The sequence below is a fragment of the Streptomyces sp. NPDC017202 genome, from assembly GCF_044331705.1.
GTDB lineage: Bacteria > Actinomycetota > Actinomycetes > Streptomycetales > Streptomycetaceae > Streptomyces.
In genome coordinates, this window is record NZ_JBIRNP010000011.1 from 179894 (window position 1) to 194962 (window position 15069).

Annotated in this window: 15 protein-coding genes and 1 pseudogene; 5 read left to right on the plus strand and 11 right to left on the minus strand. The window is 73.4% G+C overall.

Annotated elements, in window-relative coordinates; all coding sequences use genetic code 11:
* Positions 1-15: 15 nt before the first annotated feature.
* The 3 genes from ACH4N1_RS22390 (at position 16) to ACH4N1_RS22400 (ending at position 1453) form a co-directional block, all read left to right on the plus strand.
* Entirely contained in the window at positions 16-492 is a 477-nt protein-coding gene (locus tag ACH4N1_RS22390; RefSeq protein WP_398099431.1) for a MarR family winged helix-turn-helix transcriptional regulator, read from the plus strand.
* 116 nt (positions 493-608) lie between these two features.
* Positions 609-1025, plus strand: coding sequence for a polyketide cyclase (locus ACH4N1_RS22395; RefSeq protein WP_398099432.1), 417 nt, complete (start codon positions 609-611; stop codon positions 1023-1025).
* The gene (locus tag ACH4N1_RS22400) at positions 1025-1453 is read left to right on the plus strand and encodes a MarR family winged helix-turn-helix transcriptional regulator (protein ID WP_398099433.1); all 429 of its coding nucleotides are present in this window, start codon (positions 1025-1027) and stop codon (positions 1451-1453) included. The genes ACH4N1_RS22395 and ACH4N1_RS22400 overlap by 1 nt, the downstream gene beginning before the upstream one ends.
* A 194-nt stretch (positions 1454-1647) precedes the next feature.
* Here ACH4N1_RS22400 and ACH4N1_RS22405 read toward each other — a convergent pair whose 3' ends face one another.
* Together ACH4N1_RS22405 and ACH4N1_RS22410 are read right to left on the minus strand one after the other, a co-directional pair.
* Positions 1648-2628, minus strand: coding sequence for a polysaccharide deacetylase family protein (locus ACH4N1_RS22405; RefSeq protein WP_398099435.1), 981 nt, complete (start codon positions 2626-2628; stop codon positions 1648-1650).
* Between the two features lie 32 nt (positions 2629-2660).
* Positions 2661-3659 carry a glycoside hydrolase family 11 protein gene (locus ACH4N1_RS22410; protein ID WP_398099437.1) on the minus strand — a complete coding sequence of 333 codons (999 nt, stop codon included), beginning with the start codon at positions 3657-3659 and terminating at the stop codon, positions 2661-2663.
* A 322-nt stretch (positions 3660-3981) separates the two neighbouring features.
* Between ACH4N1_RS22410 and ACH4N1_RS22415 the strand changes: the two genes are divergently transcribed.
* Complete coding sequence (locus ACH4N1_RS22415) at positions 3982-4872, plus strand: SDR family oxidoreductase (RefSeq protein ID WP_398099438.1); 891 nt, start codon at positions 3982-3984, stop codon at positions 4870-4872.
* 47 nt (positions 4873-4919) lie between these two features.
* Here ACH4N1_RS22415 and ACH4N1_RS22420 read toward each other — a convergent pair whose 3' ends face one another.
* Both ACH4N1_RS22420 and ACH4N1_RS22425 read right to left on the minus strand, forming a co-directional pair.
* The gene (locus ACH4N1_RS22420; RefSeq protein WP_398099439.1) at positions 4920-5876 is read right to left on the minus strand and encodes an anti-sigma factor RsbA family regulatory protein; all 957 of its coding nucleotides are present in this window, start codon (positions 5874-5876) and stop codon (positions 4920-4922) included.
* Positions 5873-6691 (minus strand): MEDS domain-containing protein, encoded by an 819-nt coding sequence (locus ACH4N1_RS22425; RefSeq protein ID WP_398099441.1) that lies wholly within the window; start codon positions 6689-6691, stop codon positions 5873-5875. The genes ACH4N1_RS22420 and ACH4N1_RS22425 overlap by 4 nt, the downstream gene beginning before the upstream one ends.
* A 284-nt stretch (positions 6692-6975) precedes the next feature.
* On the opposite strand from ACH4N1_RS22425, the gene ACH4N1_RS22430 reads away from it, so the two are divergent.
* On the plus strand, positions 6976-7539 hold the full coding sequence (locus tag ACH4N1_RS22430; protein ID WP_398099442.1) for a Dps family protein: 564 nt from the start codon (positions 6976-6978) through the stop codon (positions 7537-7539).
* 130 nt (positions 7540-7669) lie between these two features.
* On the opposite strand, the gene ACH4N1_RS22435 is transcribed toward ACH4N1_RS22430, so the two are convergent.
* The 7 genes and pseudogenes from ACH4N1_RS22435 to ACH4N1_RS22465 all read right to left on the minus strand — a co-directional run bounded on the left by ACH4N1_RS22435 (position 7670) and on the right by ACH4N1_RS22465 (position 14951).
* Positions 7670-8062: an STAS domain-containing protein gene (locus ACH4N1_RS22435; protein ID WP_398099444.1), complete on the minus strand. Its 393-nt coding sequence runs from the start codon at positions 8060-8062 to the stop codon at positions 7670-7672.
* Between the two features lie 140 nt (positions 8063-8202).
* Positions 8203-8742: pseudogene (locus tag ACH4N1_RS22440) on the minus strand (B12-binding domain-containing protein); the annotation flags it as partial.
* On the minus strand, positions 8739-10349 hold the full coding sequence (locus ACH4N1_RS22445; protein WP_398099573.1) for a PP2C family protein-serine/threonine phosphatase: 1611 nt from the start codon (positions 10347-10349) through the stop codon (positions 8739-8741). The gene ACH4N1_RS22445 and the pseudogene ACH4N1_RS22440, both read right to left, overlap by 4 nt.
* A gap of 132 nt (positions 10350-10481) precedes the next feature.
* On the minus strand, positions 10482-12062 hold the full coding sequence (locus tag ACH4N1_RS22450) for an FAD-dependent oxidoreductase (protein WP_398099445.1): 1581 nt from the start codon (positions 12060-12062) through the stop codon (positions 10482-10484).
* A 44-nt stretch (positions 12063-12106) separates the two neighbouring features.
* Positions 12107-12841, minus strand: a complete 735-nt coding sequence (locus ACH4N1_RS22455) for a methyltransferase domain-containing protein (protein WP_398099446.1) — start codon at positions 12839-12841, stop codon at positions 12107-12109.
* A 56-nt stretch (positions 12842-12897) separates the two neighbouring features.
* A complete protein-coding gene (locus tag ACH4N1_RS22460; protein ID WP_398099447.1) occupies positions 12898-14088 on the minus strand; it encodes a lycopene cyclase family protein in 1191 nt (396 codons plus the stop codon).
* Between the two features lie 242 nt (positions 14089-14330).
* Positions 14331-14951: an RNA polymerase sigma factor gene (locus ACH4N1_RS22465; RefSeq protein ID WP_398099449.1), complete on the minus strand. Its 621-nt coding sequence runs from the start codon at positions 14949-14951 to the stop codon at positions 14331-14333.
* Positions 14952-15069: the final 118 nt, after the last annotated feature.

Consider the following 15069-nt stretch of genomic DNA (forward strand, 5'->3'; position numbering starts at 1 on the left):
GACCCTGGGGAGCGCATGGACGCCGGACGCCGCAGCCTGCCGCAGCTGCTGGGCGAGGCCCGTCGGTGGTTCGACGACGCCCTGCTGGCGGCCCTCGAAGCGGACGGCGCCGCACCGGTGTCGTCGACCCAGCTGCAGCTGTTCGCGGTCCTCGACGAACAGGGCACGACGGTGTCCGAGCTGGCCCGCCGGATGGGCGTCACCCGGCAGACCGCGCACAAGGCCGTGCACACCCTGGTCGCCCTGGGCCTGCTGGAGCAGGTCCCCCACCCCGCCTCGGCCCGGCAGCTGCTCATCCGCCGGACCCCCGCGGGCCGTCGCGCGCACGACCGCGCGACGGCCGCCCTCGACGCGCTCGAACGCACGCTGGCCGAGCGCATCGGCGGCCGGTCGGTGCGGGAGCTGCGGGCCGTACTGGAGACGCCTTGGGGCGAGCCTCCGGTGCCACCCGGCCCGACGGGCCGATCCGGGCGGCACCACGAGAGGAAATGACGCCGCGTCGGAGCGGACCGGCCCCGGGTCGAAGGGGGTGCCGAGGGAGGCGTGGACAAATAGTCTCTGCACAGATAATCTCCCCACAGACAATCTTCTTGACGAGGAGGCCACTGATGTGGACGTATGAGCACAGCATCGAGACCAGCGCCGCACCCGAGGCGATCTGGGGCCTGTGGGCCGACGTCGAGAACTGGGGAACCTGGAACGCCGACATCGCGAGCACCCGGATCAGCGGCCCGTTCGAGGCGGGCGCCGAGATCGTGATGACCCCGGCGGGGCAGGACCCGGTACACCTGCTCGTCGCCGAGGCGACCGTCGACGAACTGTTCGTGGACGAGGCCCGGTTCGACGGACTGCTCCTGCGCACCGCCCACCGGCTCGACGAGGGCCGGCGAGGCCGCACCCGGGTGACCTACCGGATGGAGATCACCGGAACCGGCGCCGACGGGCTCGGCCCGCAGATCGGTCCGGCCATCACCGCGGACTGGCCGGAGACCATGGCCGCCCTGGTCGAACTGGCAGAGGGCTGATGGCCCTCAGCCCCGGCGACAGCCCCGGCTTCCTGCTCTGGCACGCCACGCTGCGCTGGCAACGCGACATCACCGCCGCTCTCGGCCCCTTGGATCTCACCCATGTCCAGTTCGTTCTCCTCGCCTGCACCTGGTGGCTGAACGCACGCGGCGAACACCCCAACCAGCTGGCCGTGGCCCGCCAGGCCGGCACGGACGTCAAGATGACCTCGCAGGTCCTGCGCGCCCTGGAGGCCAAGGGACTGGTCAAGCGCGAGGTCGACCCCGCCGACACCCGCGCCAAACGGCTGCGCGTCACCAGCGCCGGCGCCGAACTGGCCCCGCGCGCGATCGCCGCCGTCGAGGACGTCGACGCACGCTTCTTCCAGCCGGTGGCGCACGATGACGCCGTGACCCTGCTCAGCCGTCTGGCCGACCCCGAGCCCTGAGGCCCGACGCGGACGCCGCCGCCCGGCGGTGTCCGCGTGCCCCTCCCGGCCGGCCGCAAGCGGTCCGGTCGGCCACCGCGTTCCCGAACACAGTGACGGCGCCCACGCCCCTCGGCGCCTCGTGGCCGGACCGGGCTCGCGACGGGGGCGCCCGACACCTCGGGTGCCCCCGCGAGCCCGGTCCGGCCATGCGGTCAGCCGGTGCTGCAGGAGACCGTGGGCCAGGTCCAGTTGCCGTTGGGCTGCACGGTGACGCCCCAGGTGTTGCCGCTGCCGTTGGGCTTCGCCGTCAGCACCTGACTGCTGGGATAGGAGGCACTGACGTTCCAGGTGGAGAGGACCTTCGCCGGCGACGGGACGTTCATCGTCACCGTCCAGTCGCTCGACCCGCTCACCGACACGTTCAGGTTGTACCGGTCACCCCACTGCTGACCCGCCGACAGCGTCGCGGAACAACCCGTACCACCACCGCCTCCCCCACCGCCGCCGTCGGGCGCCACCGCCCGGCCGGTCTGGGGGGAGATCATGCCGGCGCACAGGCCGCGGCCCGCCAGACCCTGAGCGATGCGGGGGATGGCGGCGAGGGTGTTGGCGGACCAGTCGTGCATGAGGATGGTCTGGCCGTTGGTGAGGCGCGCGGCGGCCTGGACGATGGCGTCGGTGCTCGCGCCGTTCCAGTCCTGGGAGTCGACGTCCCAGATGACCTCGGTGAGGCCGTACTTGGCCTCGACCGACCTCACCGTCGCGTTGGTCTCGCCGTACGGCGGCCGGAACAGCTTCGGAGTGCCGCCGCCCGCTGCCGCGATCGCCTGCTGGGTGCGGGAGATCTCCGAGTCGATCTGCGACGAGGAGAGCTGCGGCAGGTGCGGGTGGGTGTAGCTGTGGTTGCCCACCCACATGCCGGCGTCGACCTGGGCGCGCACCTGGGCGGGGTTGGCGGCGGCGTACTGGCCCTGGTTGAACATGGTGGCCCGGAGCCCGTTCTGCTTCAGGGCGTTGAGCAGGCCCGGGGTGCTCCCGGACGGGCCGTCGTCGAAGGTGAGTCCGACGTACCCGTTGCAGGCGGCGGCCTTCGCCGGGGCGGCCTGGACGGTGAGGGTGCCGGCGGCGGCCAGCGCGAGGACGGCCAGGGCCGCGCCCGGCCGGCGCGTCGCGAGACGTGGTCTGATGCTCATGGGGATCGGTCCTCCACTCGGGGACGGCGGGATCAGCTCGGGGTGCAGGAGACCGTGGGCCAGGTCCAGTTGCCGTTGGGCTGCACGGTGACGCCCCAGGTGTTGCCGCTGCCGTTGGGCTTCGCCGTCAGCACCTGACTGCTGGGATAGGAGGCACTGACGTTCCAGGTGGAGAGGACCTTCGCCGGCGACGGGACGTTCATCGTCACCGTCCAGTCGCTCGACCCGCTCACCGACACGTTCAGGTTGTACCGGTCACCCCACTGCTGACCCGCCGACAGCGTCGCGGAACAACCCGTACCGCCACCACCGCCTCCCCCACCGCCGCCCGAACCGCTGTCACCCAGCGTGATGTTGGAACTTCCGCTGCTCTGGTATCCCTCGGTGGCGAGGATCATGTAGTTGAAGGTGCCCAGGCTCATTCCGGCGCGGGCCCAGGCGTCGAAGTGGTTGCCCGTGGTGATGGTTCCGCCGGTCCGCTTCGACTGCCGGACGCTCCAGTACTGGTTGAAGGTGCGGGTGCCCTCGATCGAGGGGGCGTTGTACCGCGTGGTCTGGTAGATGTCGTAGGTGCCGCCGTCGCTGGTGACGGTGCCCTTGAAGGTGCCGGTGGGCCGGTAGGTTCCCCAGTTGTCGACGATGTAGTACTCCACGAGCGGGTTGGTCGACCAGCCGTAGAGCGCCAGATAGGCGTTGCCGGAGGGGTTGAAGGTGCCGGAGTAGGTCACGGCCCTGCGGCCGCCGGTGCTCCAGCCCTTGCCGGCGACGAAGTTGCCGGTGTTGCGCCACGAGGTCCCGTAGGTGCCGCCGGAGCCCAGGTTCATGGACACGGTCCCGGCGCTGTCGGTCCAGAACGAGTAGTAGTAGCCGTTGTCGGTGCCGGTCTGGTTCGACGTGACGACGGTGTCCGCGTGGGCGGCGCCCGGCAGCAGCATCGCCACCACGGCGGCCAGGGCGACGGCCCAGGCACTTCGGACGAGCATGCGGAACCGCCCGCGTCCGCGGCTCTTCGGATGGATGAACGCGGTCATGTACGCGCCTCTTCCTTCGGGGACGGGATGGCGAAAGTGTTGAGCTGCCCCCGCCGACAGTCAACAGTTTCGGTCGTCATTTCGAAACGTTCGAAGGAGAACCGGGGTGTTCGGGAGTGGCGTTCCAGCAGACCAGAGCTCTCACCAGGGTGATCTCCGCACACGGGCACGAGGAAGTGGGGACGATGGAGATCCACTGGTGAGATGCGCCGACTCCGAAACATTCGGACTGCTTCCGAACGGGTACCCGGAGGAAGCTTTTCGGCCGGTCACGAGGGGGAACCCGGCCTGCCCACCCTCCCCCGAGGACGAGGAGGTCCACGTGACGGACGAGCACCGCAGGCAGCAGGACCCCACCACCCAACATCCGCGGCCCGACTTCCCCTCCCAGGACCAGCCGCATCCCGGCTGGACCGGACCGATGGATCCGCCGCCCGACCACGGCGAGGAGTCCTACCGCGGTTCCGGCCGGCTGGAGGGCCGCAGGGCGGTCGTCACGGGCGGGGACTCCGGCATCGGGCGGGCGGTCGCCCTCGCCTACGCCCGCGAGGGCGCCGACGTGCTGTTCACCCACCTCGCCGAGGAGGAGGACGACGCGCGCGAGACGGCCCGGCTGGTCGAGGACGCCGGGCGCAAGGCCGTCGCCGTCCCGTGCGACATCCGCGAGGAGAGCCGGTGCAGGGCACTGATCGACCGGGCGGTCGCGGAGTTCGGAGGCATCGACATCCTGGTCAACAACGCGGCGTACCAGATGTCCCAGCCGGACGGCATCGAGGCGATCACCACCGAGCAGTTCGACCGCGTCCTGCGCACCAACCTCTACGGCATGTTCTGGCTCACCAAGTTCGCGCTGCCGCACATGCCTGCGGGCGCCTGCGTCATCAACTCCACGTCCGTGCAGGCGTACAAGCCCAGCCCGCACCTGCTCGACTACGCGATGACGAAGGGCGCGATCGTCACCTTCACGCAGGGGCTGGCGCAGATGGTCGCGGAGCGCGGCATCCGCGTCAACGCGGTCGCGCCGGGCCCGGTGTGGACGCCCCTGATCCCGGCGACGATGCCCGACACGGCCGAGTTCGGCAAGCAGAGCCCGATGGGCCGTCCGGCGCAGCCGGCCGAGCTGGCTCCCGCCTACGTCTACCTCGCCTCGCAGGAGGCCGGTTTCATCACCGCCGAGATCCTCAACGCCACCGGGGGCACCCCGCTGCCCTGACGGCGGGCGGCGGGCGGGGCCGGTCGGCGAGGGTCGGCCGGCCGCACTCAGTCGCGCAGCGCGGTGTGCAGGCGGACGGTCGTCCCCTCCTCGGGGGTGGACCGGATCTCGACGAGGTCGCAGAGGTGGTGCGCCAGCCACAGTCCGCGGCCGCCGACCTGCGCGGCGTTCGGGCCGGTCCGCCCCGCGAGGGGGTCGTCCAGGTGGCCGCGGTCGCGGAACTCGCAGATCATGCGGTCGTCCTCGACCCAGGTCCGGAGCACTCCGTGGCCGCCGCCGTGCTTGATGCTGTTGCCCGCGATCTCCGTGGCGGCGAGGGACAGTTCCCTCAGCCGCGAGCCGTCCAGACCGTGCCGCCGGGCACACTCGGCGATCTTCGCGCGCACCGCGGACAGGTCTCCACCGGCATAGCGCATCTCCTCGTACGGGTCGCACGGCCGGTCGAGGGGATCGAACGGGTAGGCCGCCTCCGCGTCGTACCCGTCGCTCGCCTGCGAGCGGCCGTCGCGGCGCACCTCGGGATGACAGCGCGCCATCGCCTTCAGGTCGGCGTACCCGCCGTCGGCGTCGTACGGGCACAGCAGCCACCAGGCGGGGCTGTGGGCGAAGGCCTTGTTCAGCAGCCACTCGTAGTACTGCAGTTCGCGCACCTCGGCGCGGCTGCGGGCGGCCTCCCAGGGCGACTCGCCGATGCCCCGCACGGGCCGCCCCTCGGCGGTGTGCTCCCCTATCCACCGCTGCCAGGCGGCGATGAGGCGGCCGGGATGGTGGGCGACGGCGCCGGTGTCGACGAAGCGGACCGCCGACAGCTGGGGAAGCTCCGCGCGCAGCAGCGTCACCTTGTCGTTCGGCACGGCCACGACGACGGCCTCGTCCCCGTCGAGCGCCTCGTGGATGAAGTCCAGGGTGCCGTCGAGGAACTCCTGACGGCCCCGGTAGGGATACAGCTCGTGCCGGTATCCCGCGGGGGTGGCCGCGGACTCCCGCGGAGACGACATGGTCATGGCACCATCACCACGGGTACCTCCGGTACGGCGTATCCCGAGAGCCCCCAGCTCAGGCGCACGGTCTCGTTGGCCCCCTCGATGATCACCACTCGCTCCGGCAGACATCTGGCGGCGTCTGCCAGGGCGCGCATGCCGGCCGCGTCGAAGAACTCGAGGTCGTGACATATCAGGCGGAGGGTCGCGGCGTGCGCGACCAGACCGCGCAGTACGGCGCCGAACGCCGGGGCACCTTCGGAATCGATCACTCCGCTCACCGTCCAGCGGCCCTCTCCGGTTGTGTACACCCGGAACTCAGGCGCTGCGGGTCGGCTGCCCACGTGGTGCGGATGCACACACCTGACTTGGTCGAGTGTCGGCGGGTCCCAGTCCGCGGGTTGATAGGTGCACAGCACCATCGCACCGCTGTCCGCGGCGAACTCCTCGAGATCCAGTTCGCTCTGCAGCATGGTCTCGCGCCGGCCGTCATCACGATGGTCGGCCGTCACGTGCCGCAGGACGCGCAGGGCCCGGAAACCCTCGCGTCCGGCGCTCGCGGCCTCCCTGCGCACCGCGGCCAGCAGGGCGGAGCCGTCCAGCCGGGCCGGATCCAGCACGACGCGGGCCGGCGCGCCGGCGATCTCCGGAGCGGGGCGGTCGTCCGTGCCGACGATGACCAGCTTGTCGCCGAAGAGGACGCCGTCGGCCACGAAGGCGCGGCTGTACTCCACGATGTTCTCGGCCGGTTCCAGGAACTGACAGACGTGGTCGCCGCTCTCCACGTCGTCCAGCGTCGCCAGGCTGCGCGCCGCTCTCACCGGTCTCCCCTCGTTCACTCTTTCACCCTACTGGCCCAGGCCGCGGCCCCGGTGGAGCCCCGCGCGCATCCGGACGGCCGACAGGGCCCGAATGTCACCGGTACCCCTCTCGCGGTACCCCACCCGATGCCGGACCGGGCGCGCCCGGTCCTTCCGGCCCCGACACCCGTACGGCGGTCTCCGGCCCGCGCCGCGGCCGAACCGGTGGTCCGATCGGTGGAGCGACGCGGTTCACAGGCCTGTCGCACCGGGTGCGGGGCATCAGGGCACCGAACACCCCATGACCTGAAGGAGCTGCGCAGATGGCGAAGGACCTGACTCCCAAGTACACCGTTCCGGGCATCGAGCGGGAGGCCGCCGGCCGTCTCATCGGCGCGCTGCGCCTGCGGCTGCACGCCCTGAACGATCTGCACCTCACCCTCAAGCACGTGCACTGGAACGTGGTGGGGCCCCACTTCATCTCCGTGCACGAGATGATCGACCCCCAGGTCGACCGGGTGCGGGAGATGGCCGACGACGTGGCCGAGCGCATCGCGGCCCTGGGCGGAGTCGCGCAGGGCACGCCCGGCGCGCTGGTCGAGGAGCGGACGTGGCAGGACTACTCCATCGGGCGGGACAGCGCGATCGCGCACCTGGGCGCCCTCGACATGGTCTACACCGGCCTGATCGAGGGCGTACGGAGCTCGATCAAGGAGGTCGGCGACCTCGATCCCGCCACCGAGGACCTGCTGATCGAGCAGTTGCGGGACCTGGAGCAGTTCCAGTGGTTCGTCCGTGCCCACCTCGAGAGCGCGAACGGCACCCTGGCGACGGCCGACGCCGGCACCGAGCGCGAGGCCGCGGCCCGCGGCGCCGCACTGGACTGATCGCGGGGACGGCCGGGGCCCGCTCGCTCGCCCGTCGGCCGCCGTGCGGGCGGCGGGGCGGGCGGGTCGCGGGGCTCCGGCGGCGGCATCGGCGTCCGCCCGCGTGGTCGGTGTCGGCGAGAAGTGGACGTCAGGGCGCGGGCGCGCTGTCCGACTGGTCGGTGTGCCGCCCGGCACGGGGCTGGGGCTCGGTGAGGTACTCGGTGGTGCCGGTGAGCTGGAGCATGCGCTCCAGGTGGGCGGGCCGGTTGTCGAGATGCAGGGTGATACCGGCCGGGTAGGTCCGCCGGCGCAGCATGAGCAGCATGGCCAGCCCCGTCGAGTCGATCAGGGTGAGGTCGGCGCAGTCCAGGTGCAGGTCCCGCAGCGTCGCCCCGTGCTCCCGCTCGTGATCCTCGATGGCGCACGTGAGCAGGGCCGGGAAGTGCCCGGCGTCATGGTCGAGTTCACCCACGACCGCCAGGGTGAGGGCGCTCGGGCCGGAGGCCGCGGTGGTGATCCGGAAGGGGACGTGCGTGCTCATGCGGGTGTTCCTGTGCCGGTGACGGAGAGGGTGGTGGCGAACGGGTCGAGGGCCGGCGCCGTCTCGTTCAGGAAGCGCCGGGCGCGGGGGAAGTCGTACAGGTGGCCGGCGAGCACCGTCAGGCCGAGGTGGAGGGACTCGACGGGGACGCCGATCGACTGGCAGGCCGTGAGCGCCGCGTGCACCGTGGGCAGCCGGGTGGGGAGCGACGCCGAGAGCAGGACGGCCTCGGGCGCGGTGGCGTGCAGGTGGGCGGCGAGGTGGGGCGTCGGCACGTGGGCGCCCAGGAAGTCCGCCCGCCAGCCGCGACAGCGCAGGGTCTCCGCCACCAGCCGGACCGGCAGGGCGTGCCACTCCCCGTCCACGCAGGCCACGGTCACCCGCGGCCGGTGACCGGTGGGCCGGGGGAGGTCGTGGGCGAGGGCCGCCACGGCGCCGGCGGTGACGGCGGTGGCCGCGTGTTCGGTGGCCACCGTGATCCGGTTGGCGGCCCACTCCTCGCCCACCCGTCGCTGCACGGCGGCGACGACGTCGAGGAGCAGCGCCTCTTCGGGCCAGCCGTCGCGCGCAGCGCCGCGCAGGACGGCGACCGCGCCCGCCTCGTCCGCGTCCACGGCCGCCGCCCACAGCCGCTCGCGCAACGGAGCGACCTCGCGATCGGTCGTTCGCGCGTCGGTCATGCGCCCTCTTCCTCCGTCCAGTCCTGCGCGTCCCGGGTCCGGGCGGTGTGCCCGTCCACGAGGTGGAGCCGTCCTCGGTTGTTCGTCGGGTTGGTGATGGCCAGGGCCGCCATGTCGTCGTGCCTGCTCCCGCCCAGCCACTGTGCCGCGAGCATCTGCACGCGTTCGACCACCGCCTCCGCCGGCATTCTCGCGCATTCGGCCAGGGCCGCGCGCAGCCGGTGCTCACCGTACATCTGGTCGCCCAGGGGACCGCCGCGGGCCTCGGTGATGCCGTCGGTGTACAGCAGGCACGTTTCGCCGGGGCCCAGGACTGCCGTCGCGGTGCGCGCGTTCACCTGCGGGAGGGCACCGATGAGCTGACCGGAGGTGTCGACCTCCTCCACCTGGCCGTCGCGGCGCACGATCAGCGCGGGCAGGTGGCCGGCGCTGGTCACCCGCAGGTGGACCTGTCCGGCCCGGCACCGCGCGGACACCAGCACGAGGGTGGCGAACCGGGTGTGGTGGGAGGTGAGCAGGGCGCCGTTGAGGAGGGTGAGCACCCGTCGGTGGTCGCCGGCGAGCGGCAGCAGCGCCTGGAGGATGCTGCGGATCTTGCCGGTCAGCGCGGCGGCCTCCAGCCCCTTGCCGGCGACGTCGCCCAGCACCACGAGCGTCTCCTGCGAGGGGTCGGCGCCGGGGTGCACGTCGTAGAAGTCGCCGCCGATCCGTTCGTGGTCGCGGGAGGCGCGGTACCGGCCGGCGTAGCCGACGCCGTGCACGTGCCGCACGGTCGGCGGCAGGAGTTCCCGCATCAGCACCGCGGCGATGGACGACTGCTCGGCGTAGAGACGGGCCGCGGACAGCGCGGCCCCCGCCCGTGCGGCGAACAGGCGCGCGAAGACCTCCTCGCCCTCGCTGAACGCCCGGTGGCCGTCGGCCCGGAGCAGGACCAGCGCACCGGCCGGGACGCCGTGACCGGGCAGCGGGGCGACGATCACCGAGCCGATGGACCCGGTGAAGCCGGGCGAGACCGCCCAGTCCGGGATGTCGTCCGGGCTGATCCAGCGGGCGGGGACGGGCGGGAACCCCTGGAGCGCCTCGGCCAGCCCGGGGACCGAGCCGGTGTCGATCTCGAGGGTGACCCGGACGGCAGGGCCACCGTCGTCGGCGTACGTCAGGGCGTGGCGGCGCCCCGAGGCCGGTGCGACGACCACGGCGGCGTCCGCGAGGTGGCCGGCGGCCATCCTCGCGGTGGCGTCCAGGCACTGGTCGACGTTGAGCGAGGACAGCAGGACGCCGGAGACCTCGGCCAGGACGTCGGCCCGCTCCCGTGAACTCCTCAGTGCCTGCTCGGTGAGCCTGAGGTCGGTGTCCTCGACCAGCCACCACACCACGTCGCCGTCGAGGGCCGGGCCGGTGGTCGGATGGGCCCGGAACGTGCGCTCGTCGATCGTCCCCTCGGCCGGCTCCGGCGGACAGCTGCCGGTGCCCGTCCGCGTCAGCCTGTGGTGCGCGTCGGACAGCCAGGACGGTACGGACCGCTGCGGCCGGTCGCCGTCGGCGGGCCGGGGCAGGATCGAGCGGGCGGCCTCGTTGATCTCGACGACGTCGCCCCCGCGTCCCATGACGAGAACCGGGTAGGGGGCGTCGTTCCAGGTGGCGCCGACGCTGCCGGCGCCACCGTGGGGACGGGTGGGGGAACCTGGTGAGGAGATCACGAGCGGGGGAACGCGCGGTGCGCTTCCCCACCCCCATTCCTACAGCTGGAAAATGTTGTCTTTCGACAACCGTCTCGCAGTCGGCACGGCGCGCGCAACCTCTCCCTGCCGGCCCCCGCCCGCACGTGCGAGCCCGCGCAGCAGCGCACCCCGCCCGCGGTCGGGCACGGTCCACAGGGTCTGGCCCGCGACTCCCCAGCGTTCCAGAAGGGCGTTGGCGGCGAGGAAGCCGCTCGTGGCCGCCCGTTCCATGAGGGCCACCGGCAGGTCCGTGCGGACCAGGTCGCCGGCGACGACCAGCCCGGGGTCGGTGGTGCGCACGGTCGGCCGCTCACCGTAGCCCCCGACGGGGAACAGGGGGCAGTCGGCCCGCCACTCGTGGCGTGCGTCGACGACCCGCGCCGCGCGCGTCTCCGGGTACACCCGGTGCAACTGCTCCAGCAGACGGCGCTGTTCGACGTCGTGGGAGGCCCTCTCCGGCAGGGCGTACGCGTGCAGTTCCACGACGGAGCCCCCGGTGCGGGCGGCCCAGCGCGCCGCCTCGCCCTCCCAGCGTTCCAGCACGCTGACGTTGTCGAGGGAGCCGTAGCCGCTGGTGCCGAGGAAGCCGGGCCGGTCGGCGGCGACGGGACGGTCCAGCCACAGGCGCGAGACCAGGAAGGGCGGGGCGTTGCGGAGCCCGGCCACGCGTTCGCGCCATGCGGCGTCGGCCAGCCGCGGGGAACCGGCGACGACGGAACGCAGGCCGGCCGTGTCCAGGGCGAGGACCACGGTGTCGTACCGCCGCTCCTCGCCCGCGGCGGCCACGACGAAGCCGCCGTCCCCGGTGGGTTCGACCCCCTCGACGGACGTACCGGTCCGCAGTTCGGCGCCGTGGCCCTCCAGGTAGCCGGCCAGGGGGTCCCAGAGCGCGGCGGGGAAGGGCTCGTCGGGCACGTCGAAGAGCAGGCCCTCGGCGGAGCCGAGGAAGTAGATGTGGAACATCAGCACCATCTCCGCCGCCGACAGGCCGCGGGGGTCGGCGAAGAAGCTCCGGGAGAACACCTCGAACGCGAGGTGGTGCGCGGCCTCGGGGAAGCGGATCGACTCCAGGAAGTCGTGGGCGCTGATGTCGTCGAGGCGCGTGTAGACGTCCGGTACCCGCACGTCCAGCAGGGGCAGCGCGGCGACCGGGTTCATGCGGGCGAGGTCGCGCAGGCCGAAGGTGGGGCTCAGCGCGACGAAGCCCAGCGCGCTCCACGGCGGGGTGCGCGGAACGTGCCGGAAGCTGTCGTGCGTGCCGCTGCTGTGGCGCAGCGGGTAGTCGGGCAGGCCCGTGAGGCGGCGCAGCCCCGGATCGGTGCGCCGCAGCAGTCCGCGCAGGTTGTAGTACTGGCGGAAGAACGCGTGGAAGCCGCGGCTCATCGTGACGGTGCTGCCGTCGGCCAGGGCGGTCGGCCACCCGGCCAGGCGTCCGCCGAGAGCGGGTTCGCGTTCGTGGAGCGTGACGCGTACGCCCCGTTCGGCCAGGGCCGTCGCCGCCGCCAGGCCGGCGATGCCGCCGCCCACCACGGCGGTGGTCGGCCGGTGGTCACCGGTGAGCGCGGGCGCGCCCGGCCGGGGGCGGATCGTGCGGGCCATGCGGTCCCTGCCGCGGCGGGCCGCCTCGGACCGGCGGGCCGCCGTCATCGCCCGACCGCCGTCTCGGAGCCCGGCCGGCGGGCGACGACGGTGTGGGTGATGCCGGTCTGCCAGCCGGGCAGGGGCAGCGCCCGCACCTGCTCGAAGCCGGCGGAGCGGACCCTCTCGGTGAAGGCCTCCGCCGTGTCGAACCGGACGACGCTGTGCCAGAGGTGGCGGTACAGCTCGCCGTCGCCGAGGACGGTGGCGACGGGCTGGACGACGCCCCGGCACACCGCCGTCCACACCGCGCGGTGGGCGGCCCGGCCGCTGAGGGTGTACTCGTGGACGGCGAGCCGGCCCCGCGGCCCGAGCGCCTCGCGCACCGCGGCGAGCACCGCGTCCGGGTCGGTGGCGTTGCGGAAGAGGTAGGCGGCGAAGACCGCGTCGAAGGGGCCTTCGACCCCGGCCTCCGCCAGGCGTTCCGCCGGGGCGTGCACGAAGCTCACCTCCTGCCGCCACCGTTTGCGGGCCGCCTGTTCCAGCATGCCGGCGGAGGCGTCCACCGCGGTGATCCGCGCCTCGGGGAACGCGGCGGCCAGGGCGGCGGTGGAGGCGCCGGTGCCGCAGCCCAGGTCGAGGACGCGCAGACCGGCCCCGCCGTGCGGCAGGCCGAGGCGGCGCGCGGAGCGCCGCAGATGGGCGTGGTAGCCGGGATTGGCGGCCACCAGGGTGTCGTAGCTGCGGGCGGCATGGTCGAACGCGGCGGCCAGGTCCGCGTCGCGCAGCAGCAGGGTCATGGGGTCTCCTCGGTGGCGTGGGTCAGGCTGTCGCGCGGACGTCGCCGGTCCGGCGGTCAGGGGCGGGGGAAGGGGGTGCGGGGCAGGCGGGACAGGTCCAGGACGGAGCGGAGCATGGGCAGCACGGGGGTGCGCGCACCGACCGAGAGGTCCTCGTGGAGGCGGGTCCCGCCGTCCAGGAAGCGCAGCAGCCGCTCCGCCGGGACCCGGGAGAAGAGCTTCGAGAAGACCTCGGCGCCGCCGACGCGTCCGCTGTCCAGGGCGCGCAGCAGCACCGCGTCCATGGCGCGGGAGCGGGCCGAGTGGGGGGCGGGGGGCAGCGGGTGGCGGCCGGCGGCCAGCGCTGCCGCGACGGCCCGCGTCTGACGCTGGACGGCGGCGAAGGTGTAACCGGTCGACGGACGGGTGGCACCGCCCGCCGCGCCGATCCGGAAGACCGAGGGCGCGGTCCGGCGCGCGAACCGCGCGTCCGTCATGGGGATCACACCGGTCTCCGTCGCGGTCACCTCGAACGCCCCGAGCCCCAGCACGCCGCGGGTGTACCGGTCCAGCGCGGCCTCGTAGGCCGTCCGGGTCAGGGGCGCGCCGGAGAACTCCGTGTACTCGACGAGTGCTTCGCGAGGGCTCGTCGGCAGGACGTAGCCGAATGCCAGCCCGTGCGGAGGCTGCGGGACCCGGAAATCCATGAGGTCGACGGACGCGGGGTCGAACACCGGCTGTGCGGTGCGGACGAACCAGCCGTGGAAGTGCTGCAACAGGGTGGTGCGGGCCGCCGGCAGGCTCCCGAGCGGCCGGGAGTCGAAGACCCAGCGGGCGCGCACGGTCAGCGGCCGGCCGTCGGCGGTGCGGGCCCGGATCTCCGCTCCTTCGGCGGTCGCGTCCACCGTCTCGACGGTCGCCTCGACGCGGCGTACGTGGTCGCGGTGTGCCAGTTCGCGCCCGACGAACGCCTCGAAGTCGTCGGAGCGGATCATCTTGTAGCGCAGGGGCGCGATGCCGTCCTCGATGGTGCGCCCTTCGGGGGTGTGGACCCGCAGGCGCTGCCACGCGGCGGTCAGGACGGCGTCGTAGGGGCCCGGCCCCGGCTCCCAGAAGCACCAGGTGCGGCTCGGCGGTCGCAGCGGGCCGGGCGGGGGTTCGAACAGGAGCACCTGCGGGCGGCGGGCCGGGTCGGCGCGTGCCAGCCGGTACGCGAGGGACAGTCCGGCAGCTCCGGCGCCCACGATGGCGACGTCCGCGTCCCGCACGTGTCGCGCCCTCCCTGTCCTGTCCGTCCGGCTCGGCCCCCGTGTCCGGGCCCTGTGCCCAGCATTCCCCTCCGGACGGCCGGACGGATGCAGGCCGGGCCGGACCGTCGGCCGTGCGGCGCACCGCGGACGGACCGGCGGGTGTGGTGCGGCGGGCGGATCGCCGGTGGCCGCGTGGCGCTCACCCGGTCGTAGGCCCCCTTCCGGGACGGCCAGCGAGGTCGCATCGATTGTGCACCGCATCAGCCGACGCGGGCCTGCGGGTCCTCCTCCCGTACGCGCGTGCCGAGCCGGTGCAGCCCGCGGCGCGCGTGGCTCTTGACGGTGCCCAGGGGCCAGCCCGTCAGCTCGGCGATCTGGCTCTGGGTCAGGTCGCAGTAGAAGGCGAGGGTGAGGACGCGGCGCTGCGGAGCGGGCAGCCTCGCCAGTTCGTGGGTGAGCACGACGCGGTCGAGCACGGCGTCGGGCTGGCCGTGCCGGTCGTCGGTGGTGACGGACAGCCGCGCTCCCGCCGCCGCGACGAGATCGGCCCGCCGGGTCCGCGCCGACAGGGCGTCGGCGATCTTGCGCCGGGTGATGCCGACCAGCCACGCCGACAGCGGGCCGCGCTCGGGCCGGAACCCGGAGCGGCCGCGCCAGGCGGCCAGGAACACCGTCTGTGTCACGTCCTCCGCCTCCCGGGCGTCGCCCAGACTGCGGCGTGCCAGCGTGTGGACCAGGAGTCCCCAGCGGTGGTAGGCGGCGGCCAGACAGGCTTCGTCACCCCTGATGAAGCCCGCCGCCAGTTCGTCGTCGGTGAAGAAGTCCTGGGCGGGGCCCGCCGTCGCCGGAAGGGTCCGCTCGGTGACCTGCTGTGCCGTCATGATGGCTGCTCCTCGTGCGGGCGGTCGTCCGCTTCTCGTCCGGGCCCCGCCGGTGCCGGCCGTCCGCACCCGCGGAGGCCGGGGACCCGGGGTCGCTCGGAGCGACCTTGGTTCCTTC